The sequence below is a fragment of the Spirochaetia bacterium 38H-sp genome (assembly GCA_039023545.1).
GTDB lineage: Bacteria > Spirochaetota > Spirochaetia > Winmispirales > Winmispiraceae > Rarispira > Rarispira pelagica.
The window spans coordinates 115,226-133,369 of record JBCHKQ010000001.1 but is presented as its reverse complement, the minus strand read 5'-3'; the positions used below and the strand labels follow the sequence as shown (position 1 = coordinate 133,369).

Sequence of the window (18,144 nt, the reverse complement as noted above, 5' to 3'; positions counted from 1 at the left end):
TGCTCCTTTTTATTCTTATGCTTGGTTTGTAAAAAAAGCTGCCATGTGGCAGCCTGTTTTTTATATGGTTGCGTCCTCCTTTGCTACCATATTATGTAATTGCCTCCATAAGTTAGCCCTGCGCCAAAACCTACTGTTATTATTCTGTTGCCTTTTTTTAGCAGTCCTTTTTTTCTCATTTCATCCATTGCTAGCGGAATTGATGCTGCCGATGTGTTAGCGTATTCTTCTAGGTTGAGGAAAAACTTTTCCTGCGGTATACCTAGTCTGTTGGCACATGCCTGTATTATGCGGACATTGGCCTGATGCGGGACTATCCAGTCAACATCTTCTATGTCCAGCGAGTTTCTTTGCATAAGTTCCTCTACTGTGCGACGGAGTGCGTCAACTGCAAAAAGATATACCTTTCGGCCATCCATTGTAACATAGGTATCATCAGCTTTGCTTCCTGTTTCTATTGGCTTGCGGGAACCGCCTGCGGGCCTTAGCAGTGCTCTCTCCCCTGAACCGTCGGAGCGAAGTATGCTGTCTGCAACTCTGGAGTCTTTATCCTGTGATACACTGACTACTACTGCACCTGCAGCATCGCCAAAAAGCACACAGGTGTTTCTGTCTTTCCAGTTGAGAATCCTGCTGTTAACCTCTGTACCTACCAGTAGCACATGTTTTGCTCTGCCGCTTGCAACAAAAGAAGAAGCTGTTTCCAGGCCATAGACAAAACCTGTACATGCAGCTGTTATATCCATGGCGCCGGCATTCTTGCAGCCCAGCCTGTCCTGAATAATACATGCTGTGGACGGATAGCTGTTATAATCCGGTGTAGATGTTGCGACCAAAACCAGGTCTATCTTAAGGGGCTCAATCCCCGCATCTTCAAGCGCTTTTTTTGCGGCCTCTACACCTAAGTCGGATGCTGCCTCATGCTCAGCAGCTATATGCCGCGCCCTTATTCCAGTGTGAGAAAATATCCATTCATCAGAAGTATCTACAATCTGCGCAAGCTCGTCATTGCTCATGCGTTTGTTGGGAACATAAGAGCCTGTGCCGCTTATCATAGCATCAATCATAAAATCCTCCGGTAGTTTATCGGCCGGTGTCCGATTATGAGATACTAGACACAAAACCGACAAAGGTCAATCCTTTTGTTTACTGTCAACTCATGTAAAGCTATTTATCTACAGCATAATCTCCATTGCCCTGGATTATAATTTATACCGAACGTCGGACATGCGTACTGAGTGCTGCATTAAAGGGTAGGGGGCATGTCCTCCTGCCTGCGGCACATATATCAGGGTAAATTATCCGACCTTTGGACTGTTTTTCTTCCGCCTGGAGGCAGCACGGACTCGTTTTCCGAGTCCGTGCGTTCGGTATAAATAAATCATAGTGCAATTTATCCAGACTTTGATAGGTATGCTGTACAGCCTTTGACTGGGTAGTATCTGTTTCTTATTCTTTGTGCAAAAAACTAGCAGAGCCGGCGCTCCTATGTTAGACTTAGCCCATGAGCAGAACTCTAAACGGTGCGTTAAAAACAGCAGCAGCCGGACTTGCCGCAGGTGTACTTTCTGCTCTTGCGTCAGGGAGCAGCATACATAACATAGTCCTCTCTGGAATAATGCTGGCGCTTGGACTAAGCCTTATTTTCTGTATGGCATCCAGGCTGGTAAAGGGAGAAAGCTTTAGAGGCATAAAAAGTATAGCAGCTGATGTTCTTCATTTAGGTATTGTTCTTGTGATAATAGGTCTTGCTATCTACATGCATAACCCGCCTGCCCGTCTTATTTTTCTTGGAAAAGAAGAGGGGTTTAAAATAGGAGAAAACAGCCTTCTGGTATCGGAGATAGAAGCAACAGATAAAAAGGAAGTCCTCAAGGTAAAGGCTCTTATAAATGGTAAGGTTCCTGTTGTGATAGAAGCCAATCTGCCCTGCAGACTGGGGGATAGTCTTGTTTATCTGTGGACATATGCGGATTCAAGAATTATCCTTGATATACATGGAGAAAAACAGGCTGTTTATTCTGGGCAAAGTATCATAGTTGGAGACAAGACAATTACAATGGACAAGGAGGCCATATACTATGACACTAAAAAGTATGCAATATTTCCCGGAACACTAAGTGAGGGAATAAAAATAACAGCTTATCAAAGGGAGATATATGCAGGTCTACTCATAAAAAGAACATCCGGCTCTGCTATTGTTTTTGCAGGCATCCTTTTTAGCCTTGTGGGACTTATCCTCCTGGGGATTGCAAAGATAAAAATATTGGAGAAAAAATATGAATAATATTATACTATTCGCAGCCTGGGCTATTGCATTGCTTCATCTTCTCATGGCAATAGTTTTTATGATAAAGCCTTTTTCTGAGAAAGCATACGGGACAATACTCTTTTTATTTTTAGCCCTTGTAATCTCTCTTATGCTTTATAATACGATAAACTTGGGTGTACTATCCCTGATATCTCTTCATGATGTATTCCTTTCTTTATCTCTGATGGCTGCACTTATAGCAATTTTTATAAAAAAAGACATTGTTGCCAGACTTGCGCTTTCTTTTGCATCATGGATTGCAATAAGCCTCGCCATGTCTCCTCTAGCACCTCCGCCAGGCTCGGTTAAGCCTGTCCTTGCAAGTGCATGGCTGATTCTTCATGTCCTCACCAGCATAGCGGGAGAATCCCTTATATATGCAGGAGGCTTTATACTCGTAGCAAGACTTATAAGCAAGAAAGACAGGGGATTAGGAATAGAAGAAAGCCTCATATATTGGGGATATCTTTTCTTTACGGCAGGAGCGCTTATCTTTGGTGCAGTCTGGGCATACTTTGCCTGGGGGAGTTTCTGGTCATGGGATGCCAAAGAGACATGGAGCCTTATTACCTGGCTCATGCTTACGGCCTATGTTCATCTAAGCCCTGCTTATAAGAAAAAAAACTGGGCCAGAGCAGTAATATTATTAGCCATTGTCTTTATGCTATTTACACTTCTAGGAGTGCCGTATTTATTTGATGGAAAGCATTCATACGGCTAATAATTTTATATCGCTTTAAGGATTGTATGGAAAAAATACAAAATCCCTAAAAACAGCGCCGGGATTGCCGTCTCCATAAGGATGACTCTCATTGGCATTCTCATGGCATGTTACGCAGAAAGGGTCTGTTATAATGGTAGCAGTGTTGCCGCGCTGCATTATCCATACCCAGCCGTTTTTGCTATTGGGATCATTGGGAGCCTTGATCATGGCAGTCAAAATATCCGCTTTTTCCTCTCCTGCTGGCTTTTTATTAAAAATCTCTTTTACTATAACGGTTCCTTCTGGATATATATAAGACTCCCAATTGCCCTTTTTCTCTATCTTTACATTCTCTCCCGTAGGGTTGATATATATCCTTCTGTATGCAGATCCATGTCCGGGTATAGGATAATCAAGCTCGATATTGGTAGTTCTTTTCCAGCTTCTGTAGTCATCCTCTATCGTATAATCTTTTTTACCTGCACTGCATGAGAAAAATAACATTATAAAGATAGAAAATAAAAACAGTTTCTTCATATCTTATGCTTCCTCCTCTTTTTTACCAGCATCTTGCAAGACCTTCTTTAGGCCGTATACCTTCTGCACATCCTCCTTACCCTTAACCCTTAGCTCATACGGGCCTGTAACATCAACACTGGCCTTTATTTTCTCGTAGAAAGCAGAAGATATCAGAATCATGCCGGGCTTGGCAGAATTGCAAAGACGCGATGCAAGATTAACAGTATCTCCTATAACAGTATAATCTGCTCTGCTGCTGCTTCCCACACGCCCCATAATAACCTCACCATAATGTATACCAAGACCAACCATAAGATTGTCAAGCTCACCTTGCCTTGCAGACAGCACCTCTACAATCTCCGTAGCAGCCCGGGCAGCCCTCAGCTCAGCGCCTTCTCCTATAAAAGTTGCAACAACCTCATCACCCACATACTTATCGATATCACCACCATGCTTATGAATAATATCCGTTTGCAGAGACAGGAGCTTGTTGAGAACGGACACAACAGTAGCTGGTTCTCGGCTGGAAGAATAATTGGTAAAACTCCTGACATCGCTAAAAAGCATAGTTACAAACTGCTTTTCCCCCTCCTCACTTGCACTAGCTATCGCCGATATTGTAGAACGGGACACAAACTTACTGAGAGCAAAACGCTCGTAAAGCCCCTTGACCATAGTATTGACAGTTTCTGCTAACTGCCCTATCTCATCCTGCTGACTTAAGTCTATGCGCACATCAAAATCTCCGGCAGTAACAGCAGTACAAGCCCTTCCAATCTCCCTTACAGGGTCAAGAACACTTTTTCTCATAAAAAAAGTAAGAATCCCGCCCAACAATACAACAATAACAACAAAAGAAACCCCTGCAAACACAAGATTATCCCGCTGCTGCATTATGGAGTCTGTAATATCCTCATTAATTTCTACAATACCTCTCACAGTATGGTCAGAACCATGGCAAAGCGTACACTTGGGGAGATTGATAAGAGGCGTAAGTACCCTGATATAAGTCCTATTGTCACTGGAATAAGACTCCTTAAACGTATGAGGAAAGGGCTGCATGATATAAGCAATCTCATCAGCAGAAAGACTCTCTATATCAGAAAAGACCCGTGGAGTATTCTTATCAAACCTCTCCGTCCCTATAATAGCATTTACCTTCTCTATGGTACTCGTATCCGTAAAAGCAGGCCTCCCATCCGCCCTAAAAAGCAGAATCTCGGAGCCAGGATTATCCTCTGCAATATCGGAAAAAAAAGCAGAAGCCAGAGCCGCATCACCCGGCATCATCATATTCTCAATGGCATTAAAAAGCACATCCGTCTGCACCTCAAGGTTTTTGACAGTACTATCATTGATAGTCTTGATAATATTTCTTGTAAAAAGATAAGTGATGAGCCCTATCCCCAGGATAAGAGTAACAGAGATAATAACAATAACCTTTCTTGTAATAGAAGAACGCTTTGCCATATAAACAGAATAAAACCAAACCCAAAAGAAATCAACAAATATTTTTATATTAATAACATAGACCGAACGCAGAGGATGCTGCACACAGCATCCTCTGCTGCCTGCGGCAGAAAACCAGAAACCCATTATAAGACAGCCACTATACACTCTGTATGGACACGATACTTCCTTACCGGCAAAAAATTATCTATACTTTACAGTACTTCCCATCTTATAGGAGCCATATGTTTATTCCCGTAACACAGGATGAGACAAAAAAACTCGGCTGGGACAGCCTTGATATCATATTTGTAACAGGAGATGCCTATATAGACTCGCCATTTACAGGCGTGGCACTGTTGGGCAAATTCCTAATAAAACATGGATTTAGAGTAGCAATAATACCACAGCCAGACTGGAAGAGCAGCAAAGACATAACAAGACTGGGAGAGCCCCGACTGTTTTGGGGAGTAAGCGCAGGAGCCGTAGACTCCATGGTAGCTAATTACACAGCTACAGGTAAAAAACGCAAAACAGACGACTACACCCCTGGAGGAATAAATAACAGAAGACCGGACAGAGCCACAATAGTCTATACCAACCTGATAAGACAGCACTTTAAGAAAACAGCACCCATAGTACTTGGCGGAATAGAAGCCAGCCTTAGGAGAATAGCTCACTATGACTACTGGACTGATACAGTGCGAAGATCTGTACTGCCGGATGCCAAAGCTGATTATCTCTTGTACGGCATGGCAGAGTACAGCACACTCAAGCTGGCACAAGCAATAAAGGAAGGAAGAACAATAGAAGACATACGTGGACTATGCTATATATCAGGGGAAAAACCATCCGATGGAATAGAATTACCCTCGTACCAAGAGGTAAAAGAAGATAAAAATGCATTTACCCGCATGTTTATGGCCTTTTATGATAACACAGATCCTATAACAGCAAAAAAACTCTTCCAACGTTATGACAATCGCTACCTTGTTATCACACCTCCTCCAGCTCTGCTTACAACAGAAGAGATTGACAGCATATACGAGCTTGAGTTTGAGAACAGACCTCATCCCATCTACAAAAACCAAGGCAAAATAAGAGCAATGGACACCATCCGCTTCTCTGTAACCACCCACAGAGGCTGTTACGGAGAATGCAATTTCTGCGCCATATCCATGCATCAGGGACGCACCGTGCAGAGTAGAAGTCAGGAATCAATATTGAGAGAAATAAAAAGATACACCACTCATCCCGATTTTAAAGGTATAATCAACGATGTAGGCGGAGCAACAGCAAATATGTATAAAGTGGAATGCAAAAAGAAGATAAAAACCGGAATATGCAGAAAAAAACGCTGTATATTCCCCTCAAGCTGTTCTGGTCTTCCCATAGACCACGGACTGCAGATACAGCTTCTAAAAAAAATAAGAAACATACCCGGAATAAGGAAAGTCTTTGTTGCAAGCGGACTTAGGTATGATATGATATTGGACGATACAAAGAATGGAAAAGAATACCTTGCAGAAATTGTAAAGCACCATGTATCAGGCCAACTCAAGATAGCACCAGAGCACATAGACAACAGCATCCTACGACTTATGGGCAAACCATCAATCGACAGATTGATAGAGTTTAAGACAGCTTTTGACAAACTCTCTGCAGAAGCAGGTAAGAAACAGTTTTTGACATACTACTTTATAGCAGCTCATCCCGGATGCTCTGAGAAGCACATGAGAAAACTCAAGTCTTTTGCCGCTGAAAAACTGCATATCAATCCCAAACAAATCCAGATATTTACACCTACACCATCTACCATATCTACTCTTATGTACTATACAGGATGCAACCCATTTACGGGAGAAAAAATCATCGTAGAAAAAAGCATAAAAGGCAAAGAAAAACAGAAAAATCTGCTCTTAAGCAGTGCTAGAAATTTCTCAAAAAGTAAGAACCTCCAAGTACAGAAAAAGATTTCTTATTATAAAAATTAAACGCCCCTTGGTGGTAAAAAATACTTTTTACTTGTGAATGCTATATGTTATAAAAAGTTAAACCAATCAGCAAATAGACTCCAAAGTACACCTGTTATCAGGTTTTTTTCTTGTTTTTTCTTTGTTTATATATAATAAAAGTATTATGAGTTTCTTAACAGAATGTTATTACAGATTAGCCTCTTTATCCCCAGAGGGACAAATAGAAGAACTGAAAAAGTTGCAGAAAGTAACTTATCCCGACAGATTATTAGAGAAGATTTTTATGACGGCCATAACAAAAGAAAACATACAACTGATAAAAACTCTCTTAGAAATGGGTATATATAAAAATTTTAAAGATTATAACTACTATAGAGAAAGCGACCCTCCCATAGAAAAAGCAATAGAAATAGGAAATCTGGATATAGTAAAAATGCTTATCCCATATGGTGCAAATATACACGCAGCCCTTGGCTATACAATAGTAAAAGCCGTACTTGCCCAAAGCGTTGAAATTGTAAAATTCCTCTTAGATAATGGTGCAGATGTTCATGCATTTAAAGATGCAGCACTGATATTTGCCGTAGAAAAAAACTATCATCAGATTGTAGATGTATTATTACAATACGGAGCCGATGTGCATGCAAGAAATGAAGAACCTCTGCTAACAGCTATCTCAAACTACCACTTTGATTTGGCTGATTTTCTTATTCAAAAAGGAGCGGATGTAAATGTTTTAAGTACTATACACGAATATCTAGGAGATGCTGTATATTTTATAAGAAAGGACTTCCAGATGGCAAGGTATATCAAAAGCAAAAATATAGATATATTTAATATTCTTGTTTTAATCAAAGATCAATATCCAAAATACGTTTCAGAATTTGTAAAATCTTTAGACATAGATCAGAAAACAGTGCTTAAAGCTTTATTCACCTTACCTTAAAAAAATTCTCAATTATAGAGAGTAACTTTGTTTTCTTCCCCAGAGCAATTTGTTTTGCAGCTTATTTGCCGTAGGCAGCAGAAGCTGCGCTTTGTTTGGGGCTTTTCTTTATATGGCGCAGTTTCTGCGTTCGGTTTATAGTCCTATTTTGGGGCAGTAGTCTCTGAGTATGCAGTTTGTGCAGTCAGGTTTTCTTGCATGGCAGGTTGTTCTTCCATGGCGGTTTACTGTCATGGAGAGTGGGTATTGTTTTTTCGGTGGGATTTTTGCTGCCAGGTCTTTCTCTATTTTTTCCGGTGTTTTTTGCTCTGTCAGTCCCAGCCGTCGGCTTACGCGCATAAAATGGGTGTCCACGATGATTGCCGGAAGTCCGTATATTGTGCCTCTTATGACGTTGGCGCTTTTCCTTCCTACTCCAGGAAGTGCTGTAAGTTCTTCCATGCTGCTCGGGATTGTTCCGCCGTGCTGGTTATGGATGATGTCTGCGGTTTTTATTATGTTGGCTGCTTTTATACGATAGAATCCCACGCTTCTTATGAGCTCTTCTACGTCCTTTTGACTTGCCTGCGCAAGCTCTGCTGCTCCCGGGTAGCGCGCAAAGAGATTTGGGAGGATTATATTGACCTGCCTGTCAGTAGATTGGGCAGACAGTATTACGCCTATAAGGAGCTCAAAGGGCTGCTTGTATTCTATAAAAGACGAGAGGTCTGGATATGCTTTGAGAAGAATCGAGTAGATTTTGTCAAAGTTTTTATTCATATCTTTTTATACCGCTTGAGCAGATAGATTTCAAGTTTTTGCGAGTACTATAAGGATGCTGCTTTTTTATGCCGAACGCATGGCCGCTTCCTGCGGCCCATGCTGCCTCAGGCAGATGCATTAATAAGAAAGCGACGCTTCTTTTGTGTACAGCATATATGCCGAAGGCAGGAGGGGCTGAGGTTTCCTTCCTGTTTTGCCTTATATGGCTCAGGTCCGACGTTCGGTATAATGTTTTGTGTGTAGGTTTCGTGCAAATAAGATAGAGAAGAGAGGGGACCGGATGGTCCCCAATGAGAGAAGATGGAGCTTATTTTATCTCAATATGGGATGATGGAACTGAGCCTTTGTAGTGAATGTACCAGAATCCGTCTGCAGCAGGTATTGTATGCTGGGCTGTCCATGTGTTGGTTATATCAACGCCGTTTACGTCAAGAAGATCAAGATTCCATGAGTTGATAAACCTATTCCAGTTAACAGTAGTGCTAAAAGCATCTGTCTTCCAGAAGAACTCGCCGGCACCGTCGTAAGTAAAAGGCAGAGTTATAAGCTCATAAGTACCCTGAGTTGGAGTAGGTGTAGCTGTTGGAGTAGGAGTAGGAGTAGGAGTAGGAGTAGGAGTAGGAGTAGGTGTTGGAGTAGGAGTAGGTGTTGGAGTAGGAGTAGGTGTTGGAGTAGGTGTTGGAGTAGGTGTTGGAGTAGGTGTTGGTGGCGGAGTAATTATCCCTGTAGGTTCTTTTCCATAAATTAATATTCCGTTTTTGTATACCGCAATGTTCTCGCTTATTATGTCTGGAGCGGTTAAGGGAATCCCTTGGGCAGAAAAGTCATTGGATGAGTTCCATACGGGAGCATTGTAAGATGCAATGGAAAATTGGAACTCCACTTTTCCATAGAGCTGAGAATCAGGCCAACTTGCTTCTACATAATAGATATGATTCTCTTTGTCCCATGGGAGCAGTGCTGATATTGTGCCATTATTAGGACCATAAAATACAGCTGATGTTATATCATTGACAGTGTGGCCGCTTTGATATATCTCGCTGAGATCTACAAAGTATCTAAAGCTTAATCCTGTTTCCCAACGTGGAGGTAATAAAGTATTATTGTTTATATACGCCTTTATAACTGTTTGCTGATTGGTGTCTTCTACTTTATATGCGCTTACGTATATTTCTGGCTGATTAGGCTCTATACCTGGAGTAGGTTCCGGACTTTGATTTGCTCCAAAATAGTTGACAACCCCTGCCAGTGCACCTACAAAACCCGCGTTATAATCTAGAGCAACTTCAGTGTGTTCGTATGAATCAATTGCATCGGAATAGTTATCTGTATCATCTGGGCCGCCAACAAGAGCGCCATATAAAAGGTGCTTTTCAGGATCTGTTTTGCTTTCGTTTGCTGGAGGTCCTTCTAATCTTCCACTCGCTGCTCTGTGGTGAGGAAATTTAGGATAGTTGTTGCCAAAACCTACCTCGTAGGACATTCCCAACGGATTGTCACCGAGTATATAGTTTATCTGAGACAGTGCAAAATCTATGTATTGCTGATTGGGAAAATACTTAGAATATACCATTGCTATCATGGCTTCTGCTGCACTGTATCTAAGCACTCCCCATGAGTTAAGATATGCAAGACCTCCAGAGGTGTATGGAATCCTGTTGAGCCAAAAGTCCAAATTGTCTTCTGCTATTTTTATATAAAAAGCGTCCTTGGTTATATGTGCGAGTTTTACAAAAACTCCTGCCCAGACATCATCCCAGCAGATTGTCCAAGAGTTGGTGTATGAATTGCTACCATCAATTCCTTTTTCCTTAAGAAGAGCTTTTACACTATCCAGGTAAGTTGTATTTCCTGTTGCGATATATAGCCATAAAGCTCCCCAAGTAAGTTCATCCTTATAGTCACCGGGCTCATAAAAACCACCGCTTTTACTTGCGCCTCTGTATGTATTTCCAAAGGCGAAGAGGTTTTCTGCAGCTTCCAAGCATTTTTGACTATAGGTCGGATCAATATCTTTGTAGTTTATGGACATTATGGCGAGTGCAGCTGCCATCTGACCTGCAATATCCGATGCAGGAGTACTTGGTGTTGCAACAAAAAGTGTCGGTCTATTTGTATCCTGAAGCTCTGGTGGTCCCCAGTAAGAATGATCTACAGTTCCATCACCTACTTGATAGTATAAAGTTGTCGGATTAGTGTAACTTTTTAGAAAATAGTCAGTAAAATGTTTTAAGATGTTGAGCATATAAGAATCTTGTCCTGTTGCAACAAAGGTGTCTTTATATTCGTAGTATGCCCAACCCAGTGTTGATGCTGCATATGCCTGAGGTAACCCAAATTTTACATGGTCGCCTGCATCATGAAATCCGCCTGTAAGGTCCAGTCCTACATCCTTTCCGTCTTCTGTATGGCAAGGCCCTCTCCATGCTAGTCTGTTATTGCCTGCATCCGGACCACACCAGCTTGCTTCATAAAATAATATTGACTTAGCAAAAGCATCTACATAGTTAAATTGATTGATAGGGCTTGCAAATCTTCCTGCACTTTCCAGTGTTCTGTTGCTGTCCGGTGAGGTTAGGGAACAACTTGTTAGTAATAATGCTGTTATTAGAATTGTAAAAGATTTTATTTTCATGATTTCTCCTTTGTTTAATAAGATAGATATTTAGCTGTGATGACTGATGATATGAGAAGAGAGGGGACCGGATGGTCCCCAATGAGAGAAGATGGAGCTTATTTTATCTCAATATGGGATGATGGAACTGAGCCTTTGTAGTGAATGTACCAGAATCCGTCTGCAGCAGCAGGTATTGTATGCTGGGCTGTCCATGTGTTGGTTATATCAACGCCGTTTACGTCAAGAAGATCAAGATTCCATGAGTTGATAAACCTATTCCAGTTAACAGTAGTGCTAAAAGCATCTGTCTTCCAGAAGAACTCGCCGGCACCGTCGTAAGTAAAAGGCAGAGTTATAAGCTCATAAGTACCCTGAGTTGGAGTAGGTGTAGCTGTTGGAGTAGGAGTAGGAGTAGGTGTGGGTGTAGGTGTGGGTGTAGGTGTGGGTGTAGGTGTAGGTGTAGGTGTGGGTGTAGCTGTGGGTGTAGCTGTGGGTGTAGCTGTGGGTGTAGCTGTGGGTGTAGCTGTGGGTGTAGCTGTGGGTGTAGCTGTGGGTGGTGTAGTGGGAGCATTTGCAAGATAGGGTTTTATGAGGTTGTATTTTGCTGTGTTAACACTTACCCAGTCGTCCTTTAGAATACCGCCAGTATCACCTGAGTTGGGGTTAAGTGCCCAGAAAGTCCAGGAAGCCTTGTCGCCCACATACTGCATAAAAGTTGTAAACCACTGATAAGCAACACTTGAGGGATCAGCCGCACTCTCTTCCTTTATGCCAAACTCGCCAAACAGAAGTGGTGCAATTCCTTCTTTATATATAAACCAGAAGTGCTCATCCCATATAGCAGGCATATTGGAAGGAAAATCAGAAGCACTAAACCATGCCTGATTGTATACCTCGGGACCGTACTCATGAGGAGAATAGATCAGCTTGTCTGCCGGTATAGAAGTTATGGGATAGTCTCTAACACCTGCAAGATTTCCACCCCACCAGTATGTCTCGCCCTTATACTCTTCTACACCTTCTACAAGGATATATACGTTGGGGTTTACATCAAGAATAGCAGCTGCACACTTTTCGGCTGCAGCCTTCCAGTCCGTATTTCCGTATTCTGTGAGGTTATAGCCCCATGTTGCAGGGGGCTTCTGTCCCATGCCGGTGTTACCGTGAGGCTCATTGTTGAGGTCCATACCTATGACATTGGGATAATTTTTATAACGTTTGGCCATCATAACCCAGTCTGCAATCCATTTATCTTCTGATACGGTGTCTGTGTACCAGAGAGTCTCGTTAAGATATCCGTCTGCATTTCTTGAGTGGTTATCCAGAATTATATAGAGTCCAAGCTTTGCAGCCTCTTCTATAACCTTATCCAGAACCTCAAGAGAACTGAGACCTGCAAGGTCCAGATTGAGCCCCGGCTCTCCGGTATAAGCATCGCTTGCAGAAGGATTGATCTGTATGGAGCTGGGAGTCTTATCCAGCATTTCATTAGACCATGGAATTCTTATAGTGTTAAAACCAAGATCAGCTATCTGTTTTAATACCCCCTTGTAATCACGAGCCCATAGACCGTGAAGAACATAATTACCGGTTTCAAAACCAAACCAGTTGATACCAGTAAGCCTTCCTACAGAAAGACTTGTTGCGCGGGAAGGAGCAGTAGCTGCCTTTTCTATACTGCTGTCAAAAGCCAGATTGCAGGAAGAAAAAAACACAGTAAACAGGAGCAAAAAGCCTGTTATCTTAAAAAATCTTTTCATTCTTTTCTCCGTAAAATATTGATATTAATAAAAATAGAAATAAAAGACCGAACGGGGAGCAGCATAGCTGCTCCCCTTGTTGTAAAACAAAATTATTTGATTTCTACATGTGCCCATGCAACAGAAGACTTAAAGTGAATATACCAGAAACCATCTGCAGCAGCAGGTATTGTATGCTGGGCTGTCCATGTGTTGGTTATATCAACGCCGTTTACGTCAAGAAGATCAAGATTCCATGAGTTGATAAACCTATTCCAGTTAACAGTAGTGCTAAAAGCATCTGTCTTCCAGAAGAACTCGCCGGCACCGTCGTAAGTAAAAGGCAGAGTTATAAGCTCATAAGTACCCTGAGTTGGAGTAGGTGTAGCTGTTGGAGTAGGAGTAGGAGTAGGAGTAGGAGTAGGTGTAGGTGTAGGTGTGGGTGTGGGTGTTGGTGTGGGTGTGGGTGTTGGTGTTGGTGTTGGTGTTGGTGTTGGTGTTGGTGTGGGTGTTGGTGTGGGTGTTGGTGTGGGTGTTGGTGTGGGTGTTGGTGTGGGTGTTGGTGTGGGTGTTGGTGTGGGTGTTGGTGTGGGTGTGCTTCCATCAGGCTCATTACCAAAAATCAAAGTAGTTCCGTCATACATAGGAATATTGGGAGTCTTTGTTATGGCAGTACTTGTAAGAGGAAGCCCCTGGTAAGATGGATCATTTGTTGGATCCCATACTGTTGTACCTATGGGAGCGGCAATTCTCATCTGTACTTCGCCAGCATATTCGCTCTGACCACCAGGATATATATCCGTACCATCAACAAAAGCAACTTCCACATAATAGATGCTTCCGCTGTATTGTTTGAGAGGAGATATAGTTACAGGGAATTCAACATAATTGGTAGTAACAGTAACATCAGCAGCAGTATAGCCTGCGGCAAGAAGCTCTGATATATCAATATAATAACGGAATCTAAGATCCTTTATCATCCTTGCAGGCCATGCAGAGCGGTTGTTGGCAAGAACCTTTATCTCTGTATAGTTGGAACCGGAGCTGTTGAGAGCAGCTTCTGTAAAAAACTCATCATCTGAGTAGTCGGGCCTAGCCTCAGGCTCAGGGAAGTTGGAAAGAGGTGTTCCACCATATTCTCCAACCATGCGGGCAAGAGCACCCAAGAAACCCGCATTATAATCGCAAGCAACCTCATTGTTAACATAGTTAGAAATATCATCCTCATAGCTACCGTCCTTTCCTGGACCACCTACAAGAGCACCGTAGAGAATATGCCTGTGATGATCTGGTACAGTCTGCTGATCCGACCATGAACCGTGAGAAGTTCTGTGGTGAGGATGCTGAGGCGGATTTACACCAAAACCTATGACATAGCTTCTCTTCTGCTCATTATCACCAAGAGCATAGTTAACCTGCTTTTCTGCAAAAGCCTTATAAGTCTGAGCCCTCACGGGATCCGCACCTGTCCAGTCAGCATAGACAAAAGCCAGAAAAGCAGCTGTTGTTGCATAGCGGAGGCTTCCCCACTGATCAAGCCATGCAAGACCTGCAGGAGTAAAACCATTGGCACCATTTGCCCACCAGTCAAGATGCATATGAATAAAGTCTATATACTCCTGCTTTCCTGTGAGCTTTGCCAGCATCAACATCGCACCGTAGTGAGAATCATCCCATGCATGTCCCCACTTGTACTCTATGTCAGTTGTCTGTCCCTGCCTATTGAGAAGAGGAACATAGGACTCAGCCTTGGTCAGATAAGATGCATCTCCTGTTGCAACATAGAGCCATACAGAAGCCCACATAAGCTCATCATAAAATCCGCTCCAAGAGTTATAATAGCCACTTGCTGCTGTATAGTTTTCATCACTCCTGTCTGCATCAGCCCTTGCAAAAAGTTCTTTTGCCTTCTGCAGGTATACAGGCTCTTTAAAAACATAATAACCAAGAGCAAGAGCAGCAGCAGTCTGCCCCATAACAGCAGAAAGACCGTGACTTGCAGAGAAAGCAGGACGATTACCGGCCTGAGCCTCCTTCTCTATAACCTCAACAGGACCCCACCATGAGTGATCCTTTCCACCATCGCCAATCTGGTAAACATAAGTATTGCCATCCCAACAATTGGCAAGATAGTCAAGAGTAAACTTGAGGTTGTTTTTGAGAATATCAAGCTGACCTGCCTGCTGGAAATAGGAAGCATACTCATAGATTTCCCAACCCATCATACTTGCTGTATAAGACATAGGCAGATTAAACTTGACATGGTCACCGGCATCGTACCAGCCGCCAAGAACAGCATCGTTCATGGTAGCATCGCCGCGCCACTCTACACGGTTCCATTCCGGCAGAGGACCAGCCTGCTGAGCCTCATAGAAGTAAATAGCCTTCTGCAGAGCCTCGGCATAATTATAAGTACCTGCAGCCCTTGCTACATTGGCACTTATACCTTGCTGCTCAGAATTTCCTGTTATAAGAGAACAGGAAGAAGAGAGAAAAGCTAGCAGGAGCAGCATAACTGCCAGCATTTTAAAGGATTTCTTCATGAAACCTCCCCAAAAGTATAGAATCTCTAGAATGTCCAATTTTACCACGTTATTTGACCTTGTAAATAAACCAAAAGTACTATTTGAGAATACCATGTTATACGACAAAAAAACTTAGACATAATTATCTTCCACAGAATAAGCGGCACACCTTTAAAAAGCACATAAAAAAATGCGATACACAACATATATCCCATCAAACTGAAGACAATAAACACAAAAAGAACTACACAAAAAAGCATCATATCTTGACCATAACGCCACGTATATGTATAATTGCGCACTAACGGGATGTAGCCTAGTGGCTAAGGCGCCTGCTTTGGGAGCAGGAGACCGGAGGTTCGAATCCTCTCATCCCGACAAAATGCGCCCATAGCTCAGCTGGATAGAGCAGCTGCCTTCTAAGCAGCGGGTCAGAGGTTCGAGTCCTCTTGGGCGTACCTAGCCCCCTCGCAATGAGGGGGCTTTTTTTATCCTCTGCCATCTTGGCTTTTGCTTCCCACTTGATTATCCTGTCTCTAAACCAAAAAAAGAGGAAAAACGATGAAACAAAACCATAGAATAGAAACAGACACCATGGGAGAAGTAAAAGTTCCCATAAACGCTATGTGGGGAGCGCAGACACAACGCTCACTGGAAAACTTTAGAATAGGACAGGAAACCTTTCCGCCAATATTTATACGCTCATACCTTGCAATAAAAAAAGCCTGTGCAACTGCAAACTATGAATGCAACACCCTGCAAAAAGACATAGCAGAAGCCATAAAAAAAGCCTGTGATAGCATCACAGAAGAAGACATAGCAAAACACTTTCCCCTAAAAATCTGGCAGACAGGAAGCGGAACACAAACCAACATGAACCTCAACGAAGTAATAGCCAACATTGCCAATACAAGCCTAGGCTCAGAACCAGGCACAAAAAAACCCGTACACCCCAACGACCATGTAAACCGCTCCCAATCCTCAAATGACACATTCCCTGTCGCAATGCACATCTCTACACTTATGGCACTTAGAGACCAGCTGTATCCCGCACTAGAAAAAATGATAAACACACTCACACAAAAAGCCACAGAATTTAAAGACATAGTAAAAATAGGCAGAACACACATGCAGGACGCTGTTCCCATAACCCTTGGACAAGAATTTGCCACATACCATGATCAACTTACAAGTGCAAAAAAAAGAATAGAAAACACAGCAGAAGAACTCACACACATACCAATAGGTGGAACCGCAGTAGGAACTGGCCTCAACACCCCTCCAGGCTTTGCAGAAAGAGCAGCGCAACACCTATCCTTATATACCAAGCTGAAGCTCTCCCCTATGGACAACCCTGCACAGGCAATGGCAGCCCATGACACCTTCTCTGCCCTTGCCGGAGCACTCACCTCCCTTGCCTCAGCCCTGCATAAGATAGCCAACGACATCCGTCTCATGGGCTCTGGCCCCCGTTGCGGACTTGGAGAACTCCTTCTTCCTGAGAACGAACCCGGAAGCTCCATAATGCCCGGCAAAGTAAACCCCACACAAGCAGAAGCCCTCACGATGGTATGCGTACAAACAACCGGCCTAAGTGCAGCCACAAGCACAGCCTGCCTAAGTGGCCATTTGGAACTCAACGTATACAAACCCCTCATCATACACAACACACTCACCTCCATCCAGCTTCTTTCCGACGCAATAACAAGCTTTACGGAGAACTGCCTCATCGGACTTCAGGCAAACACAAAAAAAATATCTGACCACCTCACCAACTCGCTCATGCTTGTAACAGCCCTGACCCCGCACATAGGTTATGAAAACGCAGCACTCATAGCAAAAACCGCCCATAAAGAAGGCCTTACACTTAAAGAAGCAGCAAAGAAGCTAGGCCTCATAGCAGAAGAAGACTTTGAAAAACTCGTGAACCCCGTTGACATGACAAGACCCAAAAAGTAAACCGAACGGCAGCCCTTACGGGCTGCCTGCCTCTGGCAGGCAGCCTGTTAGCAATTAGGAACAATTAATATTTACTGCAATTTAGACATCCAGCAAAAAACAGAATTACAATACAACAATATCTCATAATAAATAGCTAATAATAAAAAATCAAAAAAAAAGTTTTTTTGAACAATCCCTTTGGTCAGGTCTCTAATTCAGAATGTTTTGAGGACGAAGAAATTCTGAGCCTTGAGGATAAGTCGTAATCCCTTTGGTCAGGTCTCTAATTCAGAATTTATAATTTTTTGTTAAAAAATGCTTGTTATTCTTACTTGTCGTAATCCCTTTGGTCAGGTCTCTAATTCAGAATTCTGGAGCGGACAGGGGACAGTTGTTGACGAAACCGGTAAGTCGTAATCCCTTTGGTCAGGTCTCTAATTCAGAATGATGCTCAAAAAGGAATTTTTTACGAGGATAAAGAAAGTCGTAATCCCTTTGGTCAGGTCTCTAATTCAGAATTTAACATACAAGTTTTTTATATTACATCTGGTTATATAAGGTCGTAATCCCTTTGGTCAGGTCTCTAATTCAGAATTTGAGGAATGGATAGAAATAAAAAGAATAAAGTAAGTCGTAATCCCTTTGGTCAGGTCTCT

Annotated in this window: 12 protein-coding genes, 2 tRNA genes and 1 CRISPR repeat array (1 of these 15 running past the window's edge); of the genes, 7 read left to right on the top strand and 7 right to left on the bottom strand. The window is 42.6% G+C overall.

Annotated features, from left to right (window positions below):
• Positions 1–83 precede the first annotated feature (83 nt).
• Positions 84–1,067: a beta-ketoacyl-ACP synthase III gene (locus WKV44_00570; GenBank protein MEM5947029.1), complete on the bottom strand. Its 984-nt coding sequence runs from the start codon at positions 1,065–1,067 to the stop codon at positions 84–86.
• A 437-nt stretch (positions 1,068–1,504) separates the two neighbouring features.
• Here WKV44_00570 and WKV44_00565 point away from each other — a divergent pair, with 437 nt between their 5' ends.
• Both WKV44_00565 and ccsA read left to right on the top strand, forming a co-directional pair.
• On the top strand, positions 1,505–2,287 hold the full coding sequence (locus tag WKV44_00565; GenBank protein ID MEM5947028.1) for a hypothetical protein: 783 nt from the start codon (positions 1,505–1,507) through the stop codon (positions 2,285–2,287).
• Positions 2,280–3,032 carry a cytochrome c biogenesis protein CcsA gene (gene ccsA, locus WKV44_00560; protein MEM5947027.1) on the top strand — a complete coding sequence of 251 codons (753 nt, stop codon included), beginning with the start codon at positions 2,280–2,282 and terminating at the stop codon, positions 3,030–3,032. The genes WKV44_00565 and ccsA overlap by 8 nt, the downstream gene beginning before the upstream one ends.
• 15 nt (positions 3,033–3,047) lie before the next feature.
• On the opposite strand, the gene WKV44_00555 is transcribed toward ccsA, so the two are convergent.
• Together WKV44_00555 and WKV44_00550 are read right to left on the bottom strand one after the other, a co-directional pair.
• Positions 3,048–3,551: a cytochrome P460 family protein gene (locus WKV44_00555; protein ID MEM5947026.1), complete on the bottom strand. Its 504-nt coding sequence runs from the start codon at positions 3,549–3,551 to the stop codon at positions 3,048–3,050.
• Positions 3,552–3,554: 3 nt separating this feature from the next.
• A complete protein-coding gene (locus WKV44_00550; GenBank protein ID MEM5947025.1) occupies positions 3,555–5,003 on the bottom strand; it encodes an adenylate/guanylate cyclase domain-containing protein in 1,449 nt (482 codons plus the stop codon).
• 224 nt (positions 5,004–5,227) lie between these two features.
• On the opposite strand from WKV44_00550, the gene WKV44_00545 reads away from it, so the two are divergent.
• Positions 5,228–6,976 (top strand): YgiQ family radical SAM protein, encoded by a 1,749-nt coding sequence (locus WKV44_00545; GenBank protein MEM5947024.1) that lies wholly within the window; start codon positions 5,228–5,230, stop codon positions 6,974–6,976.
• A gap of 145 nt (positions 6,977–7,121) precedes the next feature.
• Positions 7,122–7,904, top strand: coding sequence for an ankyrin repeat domain-containing protein (locus WKV44_00540; protein MEM5947023.1), 783 nt, complete (start codon positions 7,122–7,124; stop codon positions 7,902–7,904).
• Between the two features lie 135 nt (positions 7,905–8,039).
• On the opposite strand, the gene nth is transcribed toward WKV44_00540, so the two are convergent.
• From nth to WKV44_00520, 4 genes are all read right to left on the bottom strand, one after another.
• Positions 8,040–8,663 carry an endonuclease III gene (gene nth, locus WKV44_00535; protein MEM5947022.1) on the bottom strand — a complete coding sequence of 208 codons (624 nt, stop codon included), beginning with the start codon at positions 8,661–8,663 and terminating at the stop codon, positions 8,040–8,042.
• A 310-nt stretch (positions 8,664–8,973) separates the two neighbouring features.
• A complete protein-coding gene (locus WKV44_00530) occupies positions 8,974–11,301 on the bottom strand; it encodes a glycoside hydrolase family 9 protein (GenBank protein ID MEM5947021.1) in 2,328 nt (775 codons plus the stop codon).
• 98 nt (positions 11,302–11,399) lie between these two features.
• Complete coding sequence (locus tag WKV44_00525) at positions 11,400–13,043, bottom strand: cellulase family glycosylhydrolase (protein MEM5947020.1); 1,644 nt, start codon at positions 13,041–13,043, stop codon at positions 11,400–11,402.
• Positions 13,044–13,135: 92 nt separating this feature from the next.
• Positions 13,136–15,565, bottom strand: a complete 2,430-nt coding sequence (locus WKV44_00520; GenBank protein ID MEM5947019.1) for a glycoside hydrolase family 9 protein — start codon at positions 15,563–15,565, stop codon at positions 13,136–13,138.
• Positions 15,566–15,852: 287 nt separating this feature from the next.
• Between WKV44_00520 and WKV44_00515 the strand changes: the two genes are divergently transcribed.
• The 3 genes from WKV44_00515 to fumC all read left to right on the top strand — a co-directional run bounded on the left by WKV44_00515 (position 15,853) and on the right by fumC (position 17,506).
• Positions 15,853–15,925: transfer RNA gene (locus WKV44_00515), tRNA-Pro, on the top strand.
• Positions 15,926–15,931: 6 nt separating this feature from the next.
• Positions 15,932–16,005 (top strand) — tRNA-Arg (locus WKV44_00510).
• 103 nt (positions 16,006–16,108) lie between these two features.
• Positions 16,109–17,506, top strand: a complete 1,398-nt coding sequence (fumC, locus tag WKV44_00505; GenBank protein ID MEM5947018.1) for a class II fumarate hydratase — start codon at positions 16,109–16,111, stop codon at positions 17,504–17,506.
• A gap of 168 nt (positions 17,507–17,674) precedes the next feature.
• Positions 17,675–18,144: direct repeats of the CRISPR family, unit length 36 nt; unit sequence GTCGTAATCCCTTTGGTCAGGTCTCTAATTCAGAAT (it continues 1,035 nt past the right edge of the window).

What these genes read in the sequence shown, in the direction of transcription:
- WKV44_00570 (MEM5947029.1), bottom strand. Translation starts at nt 1,067, where the DNA reads ATGATTGATGCTATGATAAGCGGCACAGGCTCTTATGTTCCCAACAAA.
- WKV44_00565 (MEM5947028.1), top strand. Translation starts at nt 1,505, where the DNA reads ATGAGCAGAACTCTAAACGGTGCGTTAAAAACAGCAGCAGCCGGACTT.
- ccsA (MEM5947027.1), top strand. Translation starts at nt 2,280, where the DNA reads ATGAATAATATTATACTATTCGCAGCCTGGGCTATTGCATTGCTTCAT.
- WKV44_00555 (MEM5947026.1), bottom strand. Translation starts at nt 3,551, where the DNA reads ATGAAGAAACTGTTTTTATTTTCTATCTTTATAATGTTATTTTTCTCA.
- WKV44_00550 (MEM5947025.1), bottom strand. Translation starts at nt 5,003, where the DNA reads ATGGCAAAGCGTTCTTCTATTACAAGAAAGGTTATTGTTATTATCTCT.
- WKV44_00545 (MEM5947024.1), top strand. Translation starts at nt 5,228, where the DNA reads ATGTTTATTCCCGTAACACAGGATGAGACAAAAAAACTCGGCTGGGAC.
- WKV44_00540 (MEM5947023.1), top strand. Translation starts at nt 7,122, where the DNA reads ATGAGTTTCTTAACAGAATGTTATTACAGATTAGCCTCTTTATCCCCA.
- nth (MEM5947022.1), bottom strand. Translation starts at nt 8,663, where the DNA reads ATGAATAAAAACTTTGACAAAATCTACTCGATTCTTCTCAAAGCATAT.
- WKV44_00530 (MEM5947021.1), bottom strand. Translation starts at nt 11,301, where the DNA reads ATGAAAATAAAATCTTTTACAATTCTAATAACAGCATTATTACTAACA.
- WKV44_00525 (MEM5947020.1), bottom strand. Translation starts at nt 13,043, where the DNA reads ATGAAAAGATTTTTTAAGATAACAGGCTTTTTGCTCCTGTTTACTGTG.
- WKV44_00520 (MEM5947019.1), bottom strand. Translation starts at nt 15,565, where the DNA reads ATGAAGAAATCCTTTAAAATGCTGGCAGTTATGCTGCTCCTGCTAGCT.
- fumC (MEM5947018.1), top strand. Translation starts at nt 16,109, where the DNA reads ATGAAACAAAACCATAGAATAGAAACAGACACCATGGGAGAAGTAAAA.